The organism is Arthrobacter sp. Y3223065 (genome assembly GCF_059090885.1).
Genome location: NZ_JBNHGC010000006.1, coordinates 40,983 through 59,596 on the forward strand (window position 1 = coordinate 40,983; position 18,614 = coordinate 59,596).

Below are 18,614 nucleotides of genomic sequence, written 5' to 3' on the forward strand. Positions count from 1 at the left end.
CCGCCGCCGGTTGAGCACCCCCACAGGCACTCCACTGCCGGTTGAGCACCCCCGCGGGCGGGCATTCCCGCCGCGTGCGGTCGCCGAGGCCCCTTCGGTCCCGGGCGGCCTTCTCAGGCCGCCCGCCGGCCGCCCACCGCCCGCCCCTCCGCCGGCAGCCCGCCCGGGAGCACGACAGAGGGTCCCGGCCGGCGGCCGGGACCCTCTGTCGTGATTACCCGTGGTGCTGGAGCGGCCTTACAGCTGGCCGAACTCCTCGCGCTTCGGCTGCGGTACGTTGGTGTCGTCGTACTCGTAGATGCCGATGTAGGCCTCGGTCGGGTCACCGTTCTCGTCGAACGAGATCGGGCCGGAGATGCCGTCGTAGTCGATATCTTCACCGTTGCGCAGCAGCGTGACACAGCCGGCAAAGTCGAAGCACTTTTCACCGTCCGCGGACACGCCCTGCATTTCCTTGGCGATGTCCTCGCCCTTGGTGCTTCCGGCGGCTTCGGCTGCCAAGGCCACCAGGTTCACAGCGTCGTAGGACTCACCTGCATAGGAGTAGGAATTGAGGTTGTCGTCGATTTCCGCCAGCGCCGCCTGGAAGTCTTCCTTGGCGAACGTTCCGGGGATCGTGCCCTGTGCACCGGCCATGGCGCCCGGATCGAGGTCCGCGCTCAGGTCCGAGGTGTTGCCGTCCACCAGGAACATCTGGTCGGGCGTGACTCCCTTGGACAACAGCAGCGGTGCGATCGACTTGATCTGGTCGAAGGTGATCAACGCGATGGCGTCGGGCTTGGCGTTGACGACGGCGTCCACCTGCGAGCTGAACTGGGAGTCGCCCTCGTTGAACATTTCGGTGGCCACCACCTGGCCGCCGGCGCCTTCAAAGGACTGCTTGACGTTGTCCGCCAAGCCGGTGCCATAGGCGTCGTTCAGAACGATCATGCCCAGCGTCTGGGCGCCACAGGACACCATGTAGCTGCCCAGCGTGCGGCCCTGCAGCACATCCGACGGAGCGGTGCGCCAGTACAGGTTCTTGTCATCCCAAGTGGTGAAATCCGGCGACGTGTTCGCCGGGGAAATCTGCAGCACCCCTGCGCCGGTGATCTGGTTGATTACGGTCTTGGATACGCCCGAGGACGCTGCTCCTACGACGGCGCTGACGTCCTCGCTCAGCAGTTCGGTCACGGACTGGGTCGCGATGTCGGTGGTGGTGTCACCAGAGTCGCGCTGGATGGTTTCCACGTCTTTGCCCAGTACGCCGCCGGCCTCGTTGATCCGTTCAACGGCCAGCTTGACGCCTGCAACTTCCGGCGGGCCCAAGAAGGCCAGCGAGCCGGTGGCAGGCAGCAGCGTGCCGATCTTCAGCGGGGCCTCGGTGGAGCCCTTGGTCTCGGGAACAGCGGACGGGTCGCCCGTCGCGCCTGCAGTGGGGCCCCCGCCCTCTCCTGCTTCGGGACACACCAAACCGGATGCGCCCGCCGGTGCCGATGTCCCTGCTCCCCCGCCGGTCTCCGCAGGCGTCGTCGTCCCCCCGCCGCACGCCGAGGCAAACAAAGCGATTCCCAATCCGAGCGCGGCCACCCGTCCCGCGCGTGCGGAATTGCCGCCGGTGCCGAAGAGCACTGCGTTGCGTGTTGCAGTCATGTATGTTTTCTCCTCGATCGAAAGGTCCGCGAACCTTTGATGCGATCACCAGGTATTCCTGATTACAGAGAAAACTAGTCCAATTTGTCGGTGAAAATAAGCGTTTTGGGTTACATCCTTGTAACGCTCGTCACATTCAATCCGTACCCCCGGTGGGACTCGAACCCACACTGGACCGATTTTAAGTCGGTTGTCTCTGCCATTGGACTACGGGGGCTGGGCACTCCTGCACCTATCTAGGGTACTTGATGGGCCTGCTCCTGCTCACAGCCGCCCGAAGGGTTCGGCGTAGCGGAACACACCGGCGGGCAGCGGGCGGCCGGCGAGCGGAAGGGCCATGAAGTTGGCGCCCCAGCTTGGATCCGGGGCACCGATGCCGACTTCGCTGGCCGGCCGATAACCAAATCGCGGATAGTATCCGGTGCTCCCCAGCAGCAGGATCACGCTCTCCCCGGCGTCCTCGGCGCGACGCCGTGTTTCGTTCAGCAGGGCAGCCCCGATGCCTGAACGCTGACGGTCCGGCTCCACGGCGATGGGCCCCAGTCCCAGCGCGGGCTCGATGCCAATCCAGCCGCGGGTGCTGATGACATGGCCGACGACGGCGCCCCCTTCCTCCGCGACGAGTGAAAACTCCGGCAGGAAGCCGTCGCAGTCGTACAACTCGGCCAGCAGTCGGGCTTCCACCGGCTCACCGCCGTCGTCGGTGTCGAAGGCGCGTGCCACCAGCCGGAGGACGGCGGGCCGGTCTTCACGTTGTTCTGTCCTGATCCTCACCACAGCATTCTAGGCAGCCCCTCCAGGGAAATCTCCCCGGGAATGCAGTAAGGCCCGGGCCCCGCCGATGCGGTACCCGGGCATGCTGCTGAGTTGGGCCTAGCGGCCGGTGGAGGCGAGTTCCTTGTCCGCCTCGGTGCCCTTGGCATCCCCTGCCGGTTTGGGAGCGTCGGCAGCCTGCGGCCGAGGCTTGGGGGCTGCCGCCTCGCGGAACTGGCGGTACGGGGTCTGCAGGTCGGCAAGGCGCGTAGTGTCGCGGCCCAGGAAAATTGCCCAGAACCAGTTCGAGATCACGCGGATCTTGCGCTCCACCGTCGGCATGGCCAATCCGTGGTAGCCGCGGTGGGCCATCCATGCCGGCCAGCCCTTGAGCTTGATGCCCATAATCTTGGCCACGCCTTTATTGAGGCCGAAGCCGGCGACGGCGCCGAGGTTCTTGTGCTTGTACTCGGTGACGGTGCCCACGCCCCAGCGGGCGGCGTAGATGTTCTTGGCAAGACGCTTCGCCTGGCGGATGGCGTGCTGGGCGTTGGGGACGCAGAAGCCACCCACGCCGCCGCCGGTCAGGTCCGGCACGGCGGCGACGTCGCCGGCGGTCCAGGCACCCTCGATCGGGCCGTTCTCGTCGATGATCTGGAGCGTTGCGTTGGCCTTGATCCGGCCGCGCTCGTCCTGCGGGAAGCCGAAGTTGCGTGCCACCGGGTTCGCCTGCACGCCGGCGGTCCACAGCAGCGTATCGGCCTCGAAGGTTTCGGCGGGAGTCTTGTCCGGCATGTTGATCAGCTCCAGCACGCCGCCCTCTGCCTTGGCGAGCGAGGTGTTGAGCATGACCTCGATGCCGCGCGAACGCATGTGCTCTACGACCCACTTGGCCTGGTCTTCGGTGACCTCGGGCATGATCCGGCCCATCGCCTCGACCAGCACGAAGCGCAGCTCTTCCTGGCGCAGCCGCCCGTTCTTCTTGACGGCGGAGCGGGCCAGGTCCTCGATCTCGGTCATGGCCTCGATGCCGGCGAAGCCTCCGCCGACGCCGACAAAGGTCAGCGCGCGCGTCCGCTCCGGCCCCTCAGGGAGCAACGAACCGGTTTCGATTCGCTCGAGCACCTTGTTGCGCAGTTCCACGGCTTCTTCAATGGTCTTCAAGCCGATCCCTGCCTCGGCCAGCCCCGGGATCGGGAAGGTGCGGGTCACGGCACCGGCGGCAACGACGACGTCGCGGTAGTCCAGCTCGAAGGCGTCGCCGACGGCGGGAGTGATCACGGCCTTCTTCGCCGCGTGGTCGATCGAAGTCACCTTGCCGGTGATGAGTTCGGTGTCCTGCAGGTGCTGCCGGTGGTTGACCACGGCATGGCGGGCTTCGATGCTGCCGGAAGCCACCTCGGGCAGGAACGGCTGGTACGTCATGTAGGGCAGCGGATCCACCAGGGTAACGATGCCGCCGTGCCCCTTAACCTTCTTCTGGAGCTTCAGCGCGACGTAAAGACCAACGTAGCCGCCGCCGACCACCAGGACGCGCGGACGATCGGACAGAGCAGGAGTGAGTGCCATGCCCCCAGTATAGCCACTTTTGTGAAAATTTTCACGAAGTCCCGGGCGCCCGGGGTGGCCGCGAAGATCCCGCAGAATCAGCGCTTGGCCGGCTTCCGGATCTCTTCCCGAATCGGCGGCATGAAGTCCGTGTCCGCTTCCTCGACCGCGGCCGTGCCCTGCTGCACGGCCTTGCGCGCCCGCATGGTCTGGACCGCGCCCAACACCAGGACGGCGGCGATCAGCCCGCCGAACGAAAACACGAGGATGGCCGGCAGCACGGAGTTTTCGCTGCGCGGGGGAACCGCCACTGGTGTAGTCGGTTCCGGAATATCCGGCGCCTCGGCCTTGGACTGCACCGGAGCCTGTGACTGGGGCGCAGCGACTTCACCGCGGCGGTGCACCGTAATCCATTGCGCGATGGAGCCGAGCGGGTTGGCGGCGACCTCCGGCACGTCGGCGTTCACGGCTGCCTCCGCGTCGAGTACGCCGTAGCCGTAAATCGGATCATGGCCCGGGACACCGGCTTCCTTGGCCGTGCTGATGATGCGGTTGATGACCTGGGCCGCGCTCATGTCCGGGTATTTGGAGCGGATCAACGCCGCCACGCCCGAGACCAGCGGCGTGGCCCCCGATGTGCCGGACCAGTCGGCATAGAGGCCGCCGGGCAGTCCGCCGACGAGGTTCTCGGCCGGGGCCGCAACACCGATGACGATGCTCTGGGCCGAGGCCTCCTGGCTGGCCTCGCCATCGCGGTTCAATCCGGCCACGGTCAGCACGCCGGGGATGGTGGCCGGGGCGCCGGACTGTTCGGTGCCGCCGGCGCGGTTGCCCGCGGCGGCCACGACCACCACGTCATGCTGTTCGGCGTAGAGGAACGCCGCGTCCCAGCTCTCCGGCCAGGAGGTGCTGGAGCTGGTCAGTGACATGTTGATGACCTGTGCGCCATTGTCCACGGCCCAGCGGACGGCCGCCGGGATCTGCTCGTCGACGCCGATGCCCGAGGGGTTGGGTGTCCCGAGCCACGTTGAGGCCGTCAGGATCTGTGCCTTGGGCGCCACCCCTATCACGCCGTCCGTGCCGGCGCCGATGCCCTCGTCCTTAAGCTTCGACTTGGACTCTTTGTCGTTTTTCTTTTTGTCGTCCTTCTTGTCTTTTTCGGGTGCATGCCCGCGTCCGGCCAGCAGGGTCGCAACCAGAGTTCCGTGCTCAGGTGTTTGCCCGATGCCGCGCTGGCCGTCGGGGTCCCCGGAGCCGGAGACGTCCGTACCGCCAACCACGGCCCCCTTGAGGTCGGGGTGCGTTGCGTCTACGCCGCTGTCGATCACTGCTACCTTGACGCCCTCGCCCTGCGACTCGTCCCAGGCGGCCCGGATCCCGTAGGCGTCCAGCCAGTATTCCTTGCCGCGGGTGTCGTCTGCCTGGGCCGGGCCGGCGAGCACCAGCGAGGCGAGTACCGCGATCGCCGAACCCAGCGCGAAGACTTTCGACGCGCCCGCGCGTCCGGCCGGCCGTTCACTGTCGCGCTGGCGCATGGATGTCCCTTCGGTTGGCAAAGCGGTCTGATCCCCGAACCCGGGAAGCTCAGTGCGGCAGCCGGGTGGCCGCACTCAGGGCGATTCCGTCAAGAATATCGTGTTCGCTGGCGGTCGCGCCGTTCACGCGGCCACCGGTCAGTGCGGCCAGCCGTCGGGAAACGGTCCGCCAGATGAGTGCGCCGGCGCCAATGACATCCACCCGTCCCGGATGCATGTAGGGCAACGCAGCCCGCTGGTGCCGCGTCATCTCCAGAAGGGAGGTGCAGGCTGAATCCAACCGGGCACCGTCCAGGTGCGCCCCGTGGATGGCTTCCGGACGATACCGTGCCAGTTGCAGGGCGTGGGCCGTAACGGTGGTGACGGAACCCGCGACTCCGACCAACCGGTCGACGTCGGCCAGCGGCACCTCGGCGAGCACCCGTGCCAGATGTTCCTCGGCGTCCGCCACGGCGTGGGCAACCTCGGCGGCGGTCGGCGGATCCGAGAGCAGGTGCCGCTCGGTAAAGCGGACGCAGCCCATGTCGGTGCTGAGGGCAGCCAGCACCCCGTCGGCGGTTCCCAGCACGAACTCCGTGCTGCCACCGCCCAGGTCCACCACCAGCACTTTCTCCCCCGGCTCCGGCGCCAGGACGCTGGCGGCACCGGTGAAGGACAGCTCGGCCTCTTCCCGGCCGCTGATCACTTCCGGTTCCACGCCGAGGCGCTCGCGGATGCCATCGACGAAGACCTGGCGGTTGGCGGCGTCGCGGGTGGCGGAGGTGGCGACAAACCGCAGGGTCTCGGCGCCTTGGCTGCGCAGCTGGCCCGCATATTCCTCCGCCGCCGCGAAGGTCCGGTCCAACGCTTCCGGCGCCAGCGCCCCGGTTGCGTCGACGCCCTGCCCCAGCCGCACGACCTTCATCTCGCGGACTACGTCGGTGAGCCCGCCGTCCCGGACATCGGCAATCAGCAGGCGGATCGAGTTGGTCCCGCAGTCGATGGCTCCGACGCGTGCCACTAGGACTTCCCTCCGTCGGCGTGGCCGGAGGCGGAACCGCTGACGGTGCCGCCGTCGTCGTCCGCCGCATCCTTGCCGCCGGCACGCCGGGCCTTCTTCGCCGCCAGCTCTTCGGCCGTCAGCCCCTGGGTCCGGGTATGGCGGCTCAGGTCCCGGGCCGGAGCGGTGCCGTCAACATCCCAGGCTCCGGAGCAGTAGCAGCGGTCCACGGTCCACCATTCCGCGATCCGCTCAAGCGCTTCGTCGCCCAGCGGATTCACGCCCGGACCTGCGGCCAGCGAATGGCCCACCAGGACGTGCAGGCATTTGACCCGCGTGGGCATTCCGCCGGCCGAGACTCCCGCGATCTCGGGCACGTCGCCGATACCGGCCCGGCGGCCGACCTCGTCGCGGGCCGCCAGGTACTCCTCGTGGGCGCGGCGGTAGGCCGCGGCCAATTCCTGATCCCCCTCCAGCCGTTCGGTCATCTCCGTCATGACCCCTGCCGCTTCCAGCCGGGAGACCGCGGACGTGATGACCGGGTGGGTCAGGTAGTACGTGGTCGGGAAGGGGATTCCATTCCCGAGCCGCGGCGCCGTGGTGGCGACCAGCGGATTTCCGCACACGCACCGTGCACCGATTTCCACGACATCGCGCACCGGCCTGCCGAGCTGGCGGCTCAGGGTGTCGAGATCGTCGGGGGTGGGGGTGCGCTGAGCGTCGTTCACGGCTCAGTCCTTTCCTGGTGCTGCGGCCCGTGGGGCAGGGCCGTGTAATCCGGCAGGCTGCCGGGAGGTCAGTCCGCTGCGGGCGGGTCTGTTGCCGCGCGGGTCACCGAGTTCCACAGGGCGTCGACCCACGGCAGGTCCTCGGGTGCGGTGGCGGAGGCATGTTTGTTGGACTCGCGCAGTCCTTCCGCGCCGGTGACCATGTACCGCTTCTCCCCCGGCATTACATAGAATATGCGATCCCGGGCCTGCTGCTTGATGTAGGCGGGATCGTCCCAGCGGGCCAGTTCCTTGGTCAACTGTTCGTTGGAGTCTTTCTTGGCGGCGATGTCCGCCTGAAGCGCGGAGAGTTCCGCCCGCTGTTCAATGAAAATCCGTACCGACGGGGCCAGCAGTACGGTGATCGATACCAGCACCACGGCCAGCGCCAGCAGGCGGCCGGAGAACGCTTTGGCCGGGACCGGCACGGCGTCGGCCGGGGTTTCCCTGGCCGGTGGCCGGGGCCTTGGATCCGCAGCCGGTGCGGCCGGCTGCCTGATGGCCTCGGACAGCTGCCGGCGTTCCGCCGCGCGGACTTCCGACGGCGAGGGCTTGGGTTTCACCGGCGGCTTCGGCTTTCGCGCGTGGCCTGCGTCCGGCACGCGGCGGGTGCGGGCATCCGGCTGGGGAGCCGAGCCGGACGGCGTCCGGCCGAAGTCGGCGCGAATCACCTGTCCGGTCTCCGGTTCCCGAGCGTCGGTGTCCTTCCCGTCCACGCCGCCCGACGCAGGCCCGCTGCCGGGCGGGCGGCCGGCCCGCGGCATGTTGGGGCGTCGGGTGGACATTCAGGCTCCTCACCGTGGAAGTCGTGCGGGGCCCGGCATCGGCTTTGCCGCCGGGCCCCGCTTAAGACATTACCGAGGGTCGGGCCGAACTACGCCGTGAAACGCGGGAAGGCGGCGCGACCGGCGTAGCGGGCCGCGTCGTCGAGCTCCTCTTCGATGCGCAGCAGTTGGTTGTACTTGGCCACGCGCTCCGAACGGGCCGGGGCGCCGGTCTTGATCTGGCCGGCGTTGGTGGCCACGGCGATGTCGGCGATGGTGGTGTCCTCGGTTTCGCCGGAGCGGTGCGAGGTGATCGTGGTGTAGCCGTTGCGCTGGGCCAGCGCCACGGCCTCCAGGGTTTCGGTCAGGGAACCGATCTGGTTGACCTTGACCAACAGGGAGTTGGCGGTCTTGGCATCGATGCCCTGCTGCAGCCGCTCGGGGTTGGTGACGAACAGGTCGTCGCCCACCAGCTGCACCTTGTCGCCCAACTCGGCCGTCAGGGCGGCCCAGCCCTCCCAGTCGGATTCGTCCAGCGGATCCTCGATGGAGACCAGCGGGAAGTCGGCGACCAGCTGGGCGTAGTAGGCGCTCATCTCCGCCGCCGTCAGGGACTTGCCCTCGAACAGGTAGGCGCCGTCCTGGTAGAACTCGGAGGACGCCACGTCCAGGGCCAAGGCAATGTCCTTGCCCGGGGTGTAGCCGGCACGGGTGATCGCCTCGGTGATCAAATCCAGCGCCGCCCGGTTGCTGGGCAGGTTCGGGGCGAAGCCGCCCTCGTCGCCCAGGCCGGTGGAGAGGCCCTTCTCCTTCAGCACGGCCTTGAGGCTGTGGTAGACCTCCACGCCCCAGCGCAGCCCCTCGGAGAACGTGGCGGCGCCCAGCGGCACCACCATGAACTCCTGGATGTCCACGTCGGAATCGGCGTGCGAGCCGCCATTGAGGATATTCATCAGCGGGACCGGCAGCACGTGGGCATTCGGGCCGCCCAGGTACTTGTACAGCGGGAGGTTGGCGGATTCTGCGGCGGCCGAGGCCACGGCCAGCGAAACGCCGAGGATGGCGTTGGCGCCGAGGTCGGATTTATTGGAGGTGCCGTCCAGGTCCAGCATGGTCTGGTCGATCAGCCGCTGGTCGGTGGCGTCGAGGCCGGCCAGCGCCGGCTGGATGGTGTCCACCACGGCGGCCACGGCCTGGCCGACGCCCTTGCCCAGGTAGCGGTCCTGCTCGCCGTCGCGGCGTTCCACGGCCTCGAAGGCCCCGGTGGAGGCACCGGACGGAACCGCGGCCCGGCCCATCGAGCCGTCGGACAGCAGCACCTCAACTTCAACGGTGGGGTTGCCGCGGGAATCAAGGATTTCGCGCGCGTGGATGGCATCGATCAGCGCCATGGAGTAGCTCCTGTTCGTTGGAACGAAAAGTTGGAATGTCTGCAGGCGAGGCCGGAGCCGGCTGCAAGGTCCGGCTTAAGACTAATCGAGATCACCCGCTGCGGTTTTCTTCCGTTACGCGCTGCTGGAATCTGCGGACGGCGGTCCGCAGCGCCTGCTCGGGATCCACGCCGGCCTCCACTGCGCGGCGGACGACGGCGAACAGTTCCTCGCCGACGTCGTCTTCCGCCCGGCCTGCACCGCCGGCCGCAGTGCTCCCGGCCGTGCCGTCCTGGCTTAGGACCGCCGCCGACGGGCTGCCGGCCCGGCGGGCGCGGTCCAAAGATTTCGCCGCCAACGTCAGGGCCGGCAGCGAGTGCGGCAGGCCGTCGAACGGCGTGGTCCGCTCCGGTTTCTCCGCCGCCTTGACCGCGTCGTAACCGGCCACGATCTCTGCGATGGTGTCCGGAAACTTCTCCTGCAGGGACCCGTCCGGCCGGAAGACATGCCGGTTCCGCCGGATGAGCTTGGCTGTCAGTTCGGCGGCCACGGCGTCGAAATCAAAGTGTCCCCGTTCTTCCTGCAAACGGGCATGCAGCACCACCTGGTAGAGCACATCGGCCAGTTCGCCCTTGAGTTCGGCCACGTCGGCCCGGCCGGTGTGGCCGGTTTCGATGGCTTCGGCCAGTTCGTGGGCTTCCTCCACCAGGTACTCGACCAGCGACTCGTGGGTCAGCGCGGCCGTCCACAAGCAGTGCTCGCGCAGTTGAGCCACGACGTCCAGCAGCCTGGCAACGGCCCGGCCTCGGTCGGGCTCCGCCGTTGCGGCGTCCGGGAGCCGCCCCGGTTCGAAGGAGTGTCCGGCGTGGGGCATGGCCGCCGTCAGCCCGGCTGGCTGTTAAAGGCCTCGCCGATGAACTCGATGAGCGCCTCACGCTCTTCCAGCGGCAGGAAAGCGGCTTCGGCTGCGTTGAGCGTGATCTCCAGCAGGTCATCCAGGTCGTAGTCGAAGGTTTCCACCAGCAACTCGTATTCGTCGGAGAGCGTCACCCCGCTCATCAGCCGGTTGTCCGTGTTGATCGTGACCTTGAAACCGGTCTGGTAGAGCAGGTCGAACGGGTGTGAGTGGATGCCTTCGCCGAAGACGGCGATTGCGCCGGTCTGCAGGTTGGATGAGGGGCTGCACTCGAGCGGGATGCCGCGGTCGCGGACCCACGCGGCAACCCGGCCGAGGGTGACCATGCCAACCTCGTCGCCGTCGTCGCCGTCCGGGCCGAAGTCCACCTGGATGTCCTCGGCGATCCGCACGCCGTGGCCCAGCCGCAGCGCACGGCCGCTGACCAGCGCATCCACGATGCTGTCCACTCCGGCTGCCTCGCCGGCGTGGACCGTTACCGGGAACTGCTGTTCGGCCAGGTAGGTGAAGGCGTCCTTGAAGCGCGAGGGCGGGAAGCCGTCCTCCGCTCCGGCAATGTCGAATCCGACGACGCCCCGGTCCCGGTGGCGGACGGCGAGTTCAGCGATCTCCTGCGAGCGGTCGGCATGCCGCATTGCGGTGATCAGTTGGCCCACCTGGATGGGGCGGCCGCTGGCTTCCACGGCGGTCACGCCGGCTTCCAGGCCTGCCTGGACGGCTTCGACCGCCTCGTCCAAGGTCAGTCCCTTGGACAGGTGCTGTTCCGGCGCCCACCGGACCTCGCCGTAGACCACGCCGTCGTCGGCCAGGTCCTCCACGAATTCCTGGGCCACGCGGAACAGGCCTTCCGTGGTTTGCATCACGGCGACGGTGTGGTCAAAGGTTTCCAGGTAGCGGACCAGCGAGCCGGAATCCGCCGACTCCCGGAACCACTCCCCGAGCGCCACCGGGTCGGTGGAGGGCAGCTCGTGGCCCTCGGCCGCGGCCAGCTCGATGATCGTGGCGGGACGCAGTCCGCCGTCGAGGTGGTCGTGCAGCGAAACCTTCGGCAGGCTGCGGATGTCGATGTCCAGGTCGGCTGCGGTGTTCTCGGAGTATTCAGGCTCAGTCACAGGCACCACCTTACGCGAGCACCCGGGCGGCAGGCGCGGAGGCCGGCGCCAGGTTCAGTCGTCGAGGCCCGCGGTGGAGTGGTTGCGGGAGGACACTGTCAGCGGGACGTACGGTTCGAAGCGGACCGTCCGCGAACCGGTAGGCGGCAGCTGGTCGGCGGGATCGCGGCGTGCAGCCGCTGCCGTGTCCGGGCTCTCGGCGGCGGCCGCGCCGCCGTTGCCTGCCGCCGTCGGCCCGGCCTCGGTTGCCGGCTCCGGGCCGCCGTGCCCGGACGGGGCGGCGGCCCGCAGCCGCGCCGCGCGGCGCCGATTGGCCAGTTTCATGCCGTGGTCCAGCACGAGGCCCAGCAGCAGCGCCAGCACGATCGCCAGTCCCGCGGCCAGGAGGGTGTTGTCATGGAACCAGCGCCCGGCCAGTGCCCCGATGCCGACCGAGTACAAGGACCAGGAGATGCCGGCGACCACGGAAAACAGGACGAACTTGCGGTGGTTGTATCCGGTTGCGCCGGCGGTCATGTTGACGGCCACGCGGCCTACCGGAATGTAGCGTGCGCTCAGGATCAGCAGGGCGCCGCGCCGGTCCAGTTCCCGGCGGGCCCAGGCGAAGGCGGCGGCAACCCGGGGGCGCTGCATCCAGCGGAAGCGGTCTGCACCGATGCGGCGCCCGATCAGATACGCGATGTTGTCCCCCGCTATCGCGCCCGCTGCAGCAACTGCGGCCACCAGCCAGAGATTTGGAGCTCCGGCGGATACTGCGATGGCGGCCAAGGCCACGACCACCGATTCGCTGGGCACCGGCGGGAAAATCCCGTCGATCAGGCAGAGAGCCAGGAGCAGTGGGTATATCCACCATTGCGCTGCCGCGTCGATGATGAAGACGCTGAGCGCGTCCATAAAAGTCTGCACGAAGTGTTCCTGTCCGCTGGATATCTAGTCCAACGATGCCATGCCGCGTTTTGTGCCGCTATCGGGTAGATCCCTGACCGGGCCCCCATCGGTCAACACCGCAGACCCCGCGGTGCGCCGGGGCCTCCCCCGCTCCGGCCGCACCACATCATCGTAGCGGGGCCGCAGGAACGGCGGGAAGAGGTTGATCCGGGGATATATATCCGTGCTGCCCCAGTTGTTTACAGCTGGGGTCTTCCGTGCGTTACGCCACCCGGTCGATGACCAGCCGCCGGGCGGGCCGGCTGCCCTCCGGCGCAATGACGACGGCGTCGCGCAGCGCCTCCCTGGCGCGGTCGAACCTTTCGGGGGTATCGGTCAACAGCGTCATCAGCGGCTCGCCTGCGCGGACCACCGCCCCGGGCTTGGCATGCATCCGCACGCCGGCCCCGGCCTGCACGGCGTCTTCCTTGCGGGCACGTCCGGCACCCAGCCGCCAGGCGGCGACCCCGACAGCCAAGGCGTCCAGCTGCATCAGCACGCCGTCGGCCTCGGCGTAGACAATTTCGGACTCCCTGGCCACCGGCAGCTTGGCGTCGGGATCCCCGCCCTGGGCGCGGATCATGGATTTCCAGACGTCCATGGCGCGGCCGTCCCGCAGCGCGGCCGCGGGCTCGGCGTCCCTCACGCCGGCTGCCTGCAGCATCTCCTCGGCCAGCTTCACCGTCAGCTCCACGACATCCTCGGGGCCGCCGCCGGCCAGCACCTCCACCGATTCTTCGACCTCGATGGCGTTGCCGGCGGTCAGCCCGAGCGGCGTGCTCATATCGGTCAGCAGCGCCACCGTGTTCACGCCTGCGTCCTGGCCCAGGGCCACCATGGTTTCGGCCAGTTCCCGGGCGTTGCGCTCGTCCTTCATGAAGGCCCCGCTGCCGACCTTCACGTCCAGCACCAGCGAGCCGGTGCCTTCGGCGATCTTCTTGCTCATGATCGAGGAGGCAATCAGCGGGATCGCTTCCACGGTGCCGGTCACATCGCGCAGCGCGTAGAGCTTCTTGTCCGCAGGAGCCAAACCTGCCCCGGCCGCGCAGATGACGGCGCCGACGTCGGCCAACTGGCTCATCATCTCGTCATTGCTGAGCAGGGCACGCCAGCCCGGAATCGACTCGAGCTTGTCCAGGGTGCCGCCGGTGTGGCCCAGGCCGCGGCCGGAGAGCTGCGGCACCGCCACACCGAAGACGGCCACCAGCGGGGCCAGCGGGAGGGTGATCTTGTCCCCCACGCCGCCGGTGGAGTGCTTGTCCGCGGTCGGCTTGCCGAGCGAGGAGAAGTCCATCCGCTCGCCGGAGGCGATCATCGCCGTCGTCCAGTGCGCGATCTCCTCCCGGTCCATGCCGTTGAGCAGGATGGCCATGTTCAGCGCGGACATTTGCTCGTCGGCGATGGCCCCGCGGGTGTAGGCGTCGATGGTCCAGGCGATCTGCTCCGGGCTGAGCGTTCCCCTGTCCCGCTTGGTCCGGATGATGTCGACGGCGTCGAATGTTTCGGTCATGTCCTGCTCCTTACGTGTTGCGTTCCGGCCCTCAGGCCAGGTGCTGCGGGCCGAAGGCGTCCGGCAGGACCTCGTCCATGGTCTTGAGGCCGGCCGGCGTCATCAGCAGCATGCCGGGGGCGCGGAACTCGTACAGCAGCTGCCGGCACCGGCCGCACGGCATCAGGGCGTTGCCTTCCCCGTCCACGCAGCTGAACGCGGCCAGTTTCCCCCCGCCCGTCATGTTCAGCTGGCTCACCAGCGAACATTCGGCGCACAGGGTCAGGCCGTAGGAGGCGTTTTCCACGTTGCAGCCGGAGACGATCCGGCCGTCGTCGGTGAGAGCGGCGGCGCCGACCGGGAAGCCCGAATACGGTACGTAGGCCAGCCGCATGGCGGCCTCCGCCGCCTGCTGGAGGGCGTGCCAGTCCACGGCTTGGGCCTTCGCTGCTTCCACGGTCAGCCCTTAATGTACGGCACGCCGCTGGCGGCCGGGGGTCGGGCGCGGCCCACCAGGCCGGCGACGGCGAAGATGGTCACCACGTAGGGCAGCATGGCGAGGAACTGGTTCGGCACCGTGGAGCCCAGGGCGCTGAGCACGTACTGGAGGTTGGTCGCGAACCCGAAGAGCAGCGCCGCGAAGAACGCGTACAGCGGGTTCCAGCGGCCGAAGATCAGCGCCGCCAGGGCGATGTAGCCCTGGCCGGCGGTCATGTCGCGGCCGAAGCTGGAGACGCTGACCAGGGTGAAGAAGGCGCCGCCGAAACCGGCGACGACGCCGGCCAGCAGCACGTTCATGAACCGCATCCGGTTGACCTTCACGCCCAGGGTGTCCGCCGCCTTGGGGTGTTCCCCGACGGCACGGGTGCGCAGGCCCCACTTGGTGTGGAACAGGCCGAAGTAGATCACCGCCACCGCGACGTACATCAGGTAGCCGACCACCGACTGCTCGAACAGGATGGGGCCGATGATCGGGATGTCGGACAGCACCGGAATGCTGATGATCGGCAGCCGCGGCGGAGAGTTCCAGGTGGCCGAGTCGGCCGAGAGGACGGTGGAGAACAGGAAACCGGTCAGGCCGGAAACCAGCACGTTGAGCACCACCCCGACGATCACCTGGTTGACGATGTACTTGATGCTGAACACCGCCAGGACTGCCGAGACCAGCACGCCGCCGACGGCCGCGGCGGCCAGGCCGATGAACGCGTTGCCGGAGAGCGATCCGGCGACCGCGGCGGAGAACGCACCGAACAGCAGCTGCCCTTCGATGGCGATGTTGACGACGCCGGAGCGTTCGCACAGCACGCCGGAGAGGGAACCGAAGATCAGCGGCACGGCCAGCGTGACCGAACCGGCCAGCAGGCCGTAGAGGGCCACGTTGGGGGTCCGGGCGCTGCCCACCACCCAGGTCAGGAATCCAACCACGAACAGCACGGCAAAGACGGCCACCAGCCAGCCGGGGACCTTTCGCCCGGACCGGACCAGCATGAACGACCAGACGGCGCCGGCCAGCATCAGGACGGCGGTGACCCAGCCGGTGACGACCGCCGAGAGCACCACCGAGGGCAGCACCACCGGGTCGTTGGGATCCGACAGCCGGAAGGTCACCGAGTTGTCCGGCGCCCCGATCGCGAAAACCAGGACGGACGCGAAAGCCAGGACGGCCAGGATGACCGGCGTCTTCCAGTTCCGCACGGTGTCCGCAGCGGTGGGGCTTTGCTGCGGGGCGGTGGCGGTAGCCGTGCTCATGCTGCACCTCCGGTGCTTGCGGTCTTACGGGGCTTTGCCGTCAGTTTGCCGGGCTCGGGGAGCCGGAAGATCGCGCGCACGAGCGGCGGAGCCGCGATGAACAGCACGATCATGGACTGGACCACCAGGACAATGTCGATGCCGGTGCCGGTGTTGGTCTGCATGGTCACCCCGCCGGCGCGGAAGGCGCCAAACAGCAGGCCGGCCGCAAACGTGCCCCACGGCGTCGAACGTCCCAGCAGTGCCACGGTGATGGCGTCGAACCCGAAACTGGCCGCGACGCCCGAGGTCAGCACGCGTTCGGTGCCGGCCACCTGCGCGACGCCGGCCAGGCCCGCCAGTGCGCCGGCCAGCACCATCACCACGACGTAGCCCTTGGTGACGCTGATGCCGGCGGTGCGGGCGGCGTGCGGATTGGAGCCGACCGCGCGCAGCTCGAAGCCGATGGTGGAGCGGTTGAGCAGCCACCAGCAAAAAACGGTGGCGAGGATGGCTACCACGAAGCCCCAGTGCAGCCGGAAGCTGTCGCCGAAGAGCGGCGGGTACATGGCCGTGGCGTCCAGCTGGGGGCTGATCGGGTTGGTGGAGCCGGGACGCTGGAACGCGGGCATGGTCAGCAGGTACAGCACCAGGTTGATGGCCACGTAGTTGAGCATGATCGACAGGATCACTTCGTGGGCACCGGTCTTGGCCTTCAGCAGGCCGACGAGGCCGCCCCACAAGGCGCCGCCGAGGATGCCGGCCAGGATGACCAGGAGCAGGTGCAGGCCCACCGGAAGGTGCCAGCTGAAACCGACCCAGGCGGCCAAGGTGGCGCCGATGATGATCTGGCCCTGCGCGCCGATGTTGAACAGTCCCGCGCGGAACGCCAGCGCTACGCCCAGGCCGGCGCAGATGAGCGGCGTTGCCACGGTCAGCGTCTGGGTCAGCGGGTAGATCATCCGGGAGAACGTGGAGCCCTCGAAGTTGAAGATCGAGCCCTGGAACAGCGCGGCGTAGGCGTTGGCGGCGGCCGTCCAGCCGGCGGTCAGCATGTCCTGCGGCCGGGCGAAGAAGTAGCTGGAGGTCCGGGCCACTTCCTCATTCGTCAACGCGATCAGGATGCCGCCGGCAATCAGGGACAGCACAATGGCCAGGACAGCCACCAGCGCGTTTCCGGAGACGATCCGCTGCATGATGGTCTGATGCGCGCGCAACTCGGGGTGCAGGCTCTCCCCCGTGGGCAGGACGGCCGGCGGCGCCTGGGTGCCGTCGCCGAGGGCGGCAGCCGCCTCGAGCCGCTGCTCGTCGCCCTCCGCCGCGGGCTTGCCCGCGTGTTTCGACCGCTTCCCGTGCTTGCCGGACTCGTCCGCGCTCATTCCTCGCCTCCTTCGGCGTCTGTCTGCTGTACTTCGGCGTCCGTCCGGTGTGCCAGCGCTTCCTCGGCGCTCATGCCGGCCATCATCAGGCCCAGCTCGCCGCGCGAGGTACCGGCGGGGACGATGCCCATCAGCCGGCCCTGATAGAGCACGGCAATCCGGTCGGCAAGTTCCAGCACCTCGTCCAGTTCGGTGGAAACGATCATCACCGGCGTGCCGACGTCGCGCTCGGCGACGATCCGCTTGTGCAGGAATTCGATGGAGCCTACGTCCACCCCGCGGGTCGGCTGCGAAGCTATGAAGAGCTTCAACGGCCTGGACAGCTCTCGGGCCATGACCACCTTTTGCTGGTTCCCGCCGGAGAGCGTACCGGCCGCCGCCGCCGCAGACTGGGTGCGGACGTCGAACTCCGAGATGTATTGCTCGGCGTTCTGGGCGACCAAGGCGGGCTTCATGGCCAGGCCGCGGGCAAAGGGCGGCTGGTCGTAGCGGTTGAGGATAAGGTTTTCGGCCACGGAGAAGGTCCCCACCAGGCCCTCGACGCTGCGGTCCTCCGGCACGAAGCCGACGCCGGCCTCGATGATGTCCTTGACCTTGCGCCCCACCAGTTCGCGGCCTTCGAGCCTGATGGAGCCGGACACATGGTCCTGCAGCCCCAGGATCGCCTCGGTCAGTTCCGTCTGCCCGTTGCCCTGGACGCCGGCCACCGCAAGGATCTCGCCGCGCGCGATGGCGAAACTGATGCCGTCCACCACGCGCTGGCCCGTCGCCGAACGCACCGTGAGGTTCTCGACGACGAATGTTTCCTCACCCGGCCGGGCAGGTTCCTTGTCCAGGGTCAGGCTGACGGCGCGGCCCACCATCATTTCGGCCAATTCGGTCGTGGAGGCCGAGGGCGGTGCGTCGCCGATGACCTTGCCACGGCGAATGACGGTGATGATGTCGGAAACTGCCTTGACTTCGCGCAGCTTGTGCGAGATGAACACGATGGCCTTGCCGTCGGCCTTGAGCTGGCCCATGATGCCCAGCAGCTCATCCGTTTCCTTGGGCGTCAGGACAGCAGTCGGCTCGTCCAGGATCAGCACCTGGGCGTCACGGACCAAGGCCTTGATGATCTCGACGCGCTGCTGCACCCCGACCGGCAGGTCCTCGACCACCGCATCGGGATCCACTTCGAAGCCGTACTGGTCGGAGATCTCCCTGATCCGCGCCCGGGTCTCATCCAGGTTGAGTTGGCCGCCGGCCTTGGTCGCTTCATTGCCCAGCGCCACATTCTCTGCCACGGTGAACACCGGGACGAGCATGAAGTGCTGGTGCACCATGCCGATGCCGGCCGCCATGGCGTCCCCGGGGCCGTTGAACATCACGGGCTTGTCGTCAACCAGGATCTGGCCTTCGCTCGGCTCATACAGCCCGTAGAGGACGTTCATCAGCGTCGATTTCCCGGCGCCGTTTTCACCCAGCAGGCTGTGCACCTGTCCCGGCTGCACCACCAGGTCAATGTGGTCGTTGGCGATCAGGGAGCCGAATCGCTTGGTGATTCCCTTGAGCTCGAGTTTCAAACCCCAACCCACCTGTTCTTTGTCCGTAGGTACGACGGTCCTCATCCAGCGGCGCGGTGCCGGACGGTGTCGCTGCCCGGACGCTGTGCCTAGCCTAAACCGGTTCGGCCGCTTACAGCGCGAACCGCCACCCTCGGCACCGGGGTCCGGTAC

The 18,614-nt window shown here is 68.1% G+C and carries 16 protein-coding genes and 1 tRNA gene; all 17 read right to left on the bottom strand.

Annotation, left to right across the window (positions count from 1 at the left end; genetic code table 11):
• Positions 1 to 237: 237 nt before the first annotated feature.
• Positions 238 to 1,632 carry an ABC transporter substrate-binding protein gene (locus AC5RUK_RS15185; protein WP_494152678.1) on the bottom strand — a complete coding sequence of 465 codons (1,395 nt, stop codon included), beginning with the start codon at positions 1,630 to 1,632 and terminating at the stop codon, positions 238 to 240.
• A 144-nt stretch (positions 1,633 to 1,776) separates the two neighbouring features.
• Positions 1,777 to 1,849: transfer RNA gene (locus AC5RUK_RS15190), tRNA-Leu, on the bottom strand.
• 47 nt (positions 1,850 to 1,896) lie between these two features.
• On the bottom strand, positions 1,897 to 2,406 hold the full coding sequence (locus AC5RUK_RS15195; RefSeq protein ID WP_494152679.1) for a GNAT family N-acetyltransferase: 510 nt from the start codon (positions 2,404 to 2,406) through the stop codon (positions 1,897 to 1,899).
• Positions 2,407 to 2,505: 99 nt separating this feature from the next.
• Positions 2,506 to 3,954, bottom strand: a complete 1,449-nt coding sequence (locus AC5RUK_RS15200) for an NAD(P)/FAD-dependent oxidoreductase (RefSeq protein ID WP_493987905.1) — start codon at positions 3,952 to 3,954, stop codon at positions 2,506 to 2,508.
• Between the two features lie 77 nt (positions 3,955 to 4,031).
• The gene (locus AC5RUK_RS15205; protein WP_494152680.1) at positions 4,032 to 5,468 is read right to left on the bottom strand and encodes a S8 family serine peptidase; all 1,437 of its coding nucleotides are present in this window, start codon (positions 5,466 to 5,468) and stop codon (positions 4,032 to 4,034) included.
• 49 nt (positions 5,469 to 5,517) lie between these two features.
• The gene (locus AC5RUK_RS15210; RefSeq protein ID WP_493987903.1) at positions 5,518 to 6,468 is read right to left on the bottom strand and encodes a Ppx/GppA phosphatase family protein; all 951 of its coding nucleotides are present in this window, start codon (positions 6,466 to 6,468) and stop codon (positions 5,518 to 5,520) included.
• Complete coding sequence (locus AC5RUK_RS15215; protein WP_493987902.1) at positions 6,468 to 7,175, bottom strand: DUF501 domain-containing protein; 708 nt, start codon at positions 7,173 to 7,175, stop codon at positions 6,468 to 6,470. The genes AC5RUK_RS15210 and AC5RUK_RS15215 overlap by 1 nt, the downstream gene beginning before the upstream one ends.
• Before the next feature lie 68 nt (positions 7,176 to 7,243).
• On the bottom strand, positions 7,244 to 7,999 hold the full coding sequence (locus AC5RUK_RS15220; protein WP_494108104.1) for an FtsB family cell division protein: 756 nt from the start codon (positions 7,997 to 7,999) through the stop codon (positions 7,244 to 7,246).
• An 89-nt stretch (positions 8,000 to 8,088) separates the two neighbouring features.
• Positions 8,089 to 9,369 (bottom strand): phosphopyruvate hydratase, encoded by a 1,281-nt coding sequence (gene eno, locus AC5RUK_RS15225; protein ID WP_493987900.1) that lies wholly within the window; start codon positions 9,367 to 9,369, stop codon positions 8,089 to 8,091.
• A gap of 91 nt (positions 9,370 to 9,460) precedes the next feature.
• Positions 9,461 to 10,222 carry a MazG nucleotide pyrophosphohydrolase domain-containing protein gene (locus tag AC5RUK_RS15230; RefSeq protein ID WP_494152681.1) on the bottom strand — a complete coding sequence of 254 codons (762 nt, stop codon included), beginning with the start codon at positions 10,220 to 10,222 and terminating at the stop codon, positions 9,461 to 9,463.
• Between the two features lie 8 nt (positions 10,223 to 10,230).
• Entirely contained in the window at positions 10,231 to 11,376 is a 1,146-nt protein-coding gene (locus AC5RUK_RS15235; RefSeq protein ID WP_493987898.1) for an adenosine deaminase, read from the bottom strand.
• 54 nt (positions 11,377 to 11,430) lie between these two features.
• Positions 11,431 to 12,282, bottom strand: coding sequence for a DedA family protein (locus AC5RUK_RS15240; RefSeq protein ID WP_494152682.1), 852 nt, complete (start codon positions 12,280 to 12,282; stop codon positions 11,431 to 11,433).
• 244 nt (positions 12,283 to 12,526) lie between these two features.
• Positions 12,527 to 13,813: a thymidine phosphorylase gene (locus tag AC5RUK_RS15245; RefSeq protein ID WP_494152683.1), complete on the bottom strand. Its 1,287-nt coding sequence runs from the start codon at positions 13,811 to 13,813 to the stop codon at positions 12,527 to 12,529.
• Between the two features lie 31 nt (positions 13,814 to 13,844).
• On the bottom strand, positions 13,845 to 14,249 hold the full coding sequence (locus tag AC5RUK_RS15250) for a cytidine deaminase (protein ID WP_494152684.1): 405 nt from the start codon (positions 14,247 to 14,249) through the stop codon (positions 13,845 to 13,847).
• A 2-nt stretch (positions 14,250 to 14,251) separates the two neighbouring features.
• Positions 14,252 to 15,541 carry an ABC transporter permease gene (locus AC5RUK_RS15255; protein WP_493987894.1) on the bottom strand — a complete coding sequence of 430 codons (1,290 nt, stop codon included), beginning with the start codon at positions 15,539 to 15,541 and terminating at the stop codon, positions 14,252 to 14,254.
• The gene (locus tag AC5RUK_RS15260; protein WP_493987893.1) at positions 15,538 to 16,899 is read right to left on the bottom strand and encodes an ABC transporter permease; all 1,362 of its coding nucleotides are present in this window, start codon (positions 16,897 to 16,899) and stop codon (positions 15,538 to 15,540) included. The genes AC5RUK_RS15255 and AC5RUK_RS15260 overlap by 4 nt, the downstream gene beginning before the upstream one ends.
• On the bottom strand, positions 16,896 to 18,461 hold the full coding sequence (locus tag AC5RUK_RS15265) for an ABC transporter ATP-binding protein (protein ID WP_493988240.1): 1,566 nt from the start codon (positions 18,459 to 18,461) through the stop codon (positions 16,896 to 16,898). Before AC5RUK_RS15265 ends, AC5RUK_RS15260 begins: the two co-directional genes overlap by 4 nt.
• Positions 18,462 to 18,614 lie beyond the last annotated feature (153 nt).

What these genes read in the sequence shown, in the direction of transcription:
- AC5RUK_RS15230 (WP_494152681.1), bottom strand. Translation starts at nt 10,222, where the DNA reads ATGCCCCACGCCGGACACTCCTTCGAACCGGGGCGGCTCCCGGACGCC.
- AC5RUK_RS15255 (WP_493987894.1), bottom strand. Translation starts at nt 15,541, where the DNA reads ATGAGCACGGCTACCGCCACCGCCCCGCAGCAAAGCCCCACCGCTGCG.
- AC5RUK_RS15200 (WP_493987905.1), bottom strand. Translation starts at nt 3,954, where the DNA reads ATGGCACTCACTCCTGCTCTGTCCGATCGTCCGCGCGTCCTGGTGGTC.
- AC5RUK_RS15185 (WP_494152678.1), bottom strand. Translation starts at nt 1,632, where the DNA reads ATGACTGCAACACGCAACGCAGTGCTCTTCGGCACCGGCGGCAATTCC.
- AC5RUK_RS15245 (WP_494152683.1), bottom strand. Translation starts at nt 13,813, where the DNA reads ATGACCGAAACATTCGACGCCGTCGACATCATCCGGACCAAGCGGGAC.
- eno (WP_493987900.1), bottom strand. Translation starts at nt 9,369, where the DNA reads ATGGCGCTGATCGATGCCATCCACGCGCGCGAAATCCTTGATTCCCGC.
- AC5RUK_RS15220 (WP_494108104.1), bottom strand. Translation starts at nt 7,999, where the DNA reads ATGTCCACCCGACGCCCCAACATGCCGCGGGCCGGCCGCCCGCCCGGC.
- AC5RUK_RS15260 (WP_493987893.1), bottom strand. Translation starts at nt 16,899, where the DNA reads ATGAGCGCGGACGAGTCCGGCAAGCACGGGAAGCGGTCGAAACACGCG.
- AC5RUK_RS15205 (WP_494152680.1), bottom strand. Translation starts at nt 5,468, where the DNA reads ATGCGCCAGCGCGACAGTGAACGGCCGGCCGGACGCGCGGGCGCGTCG.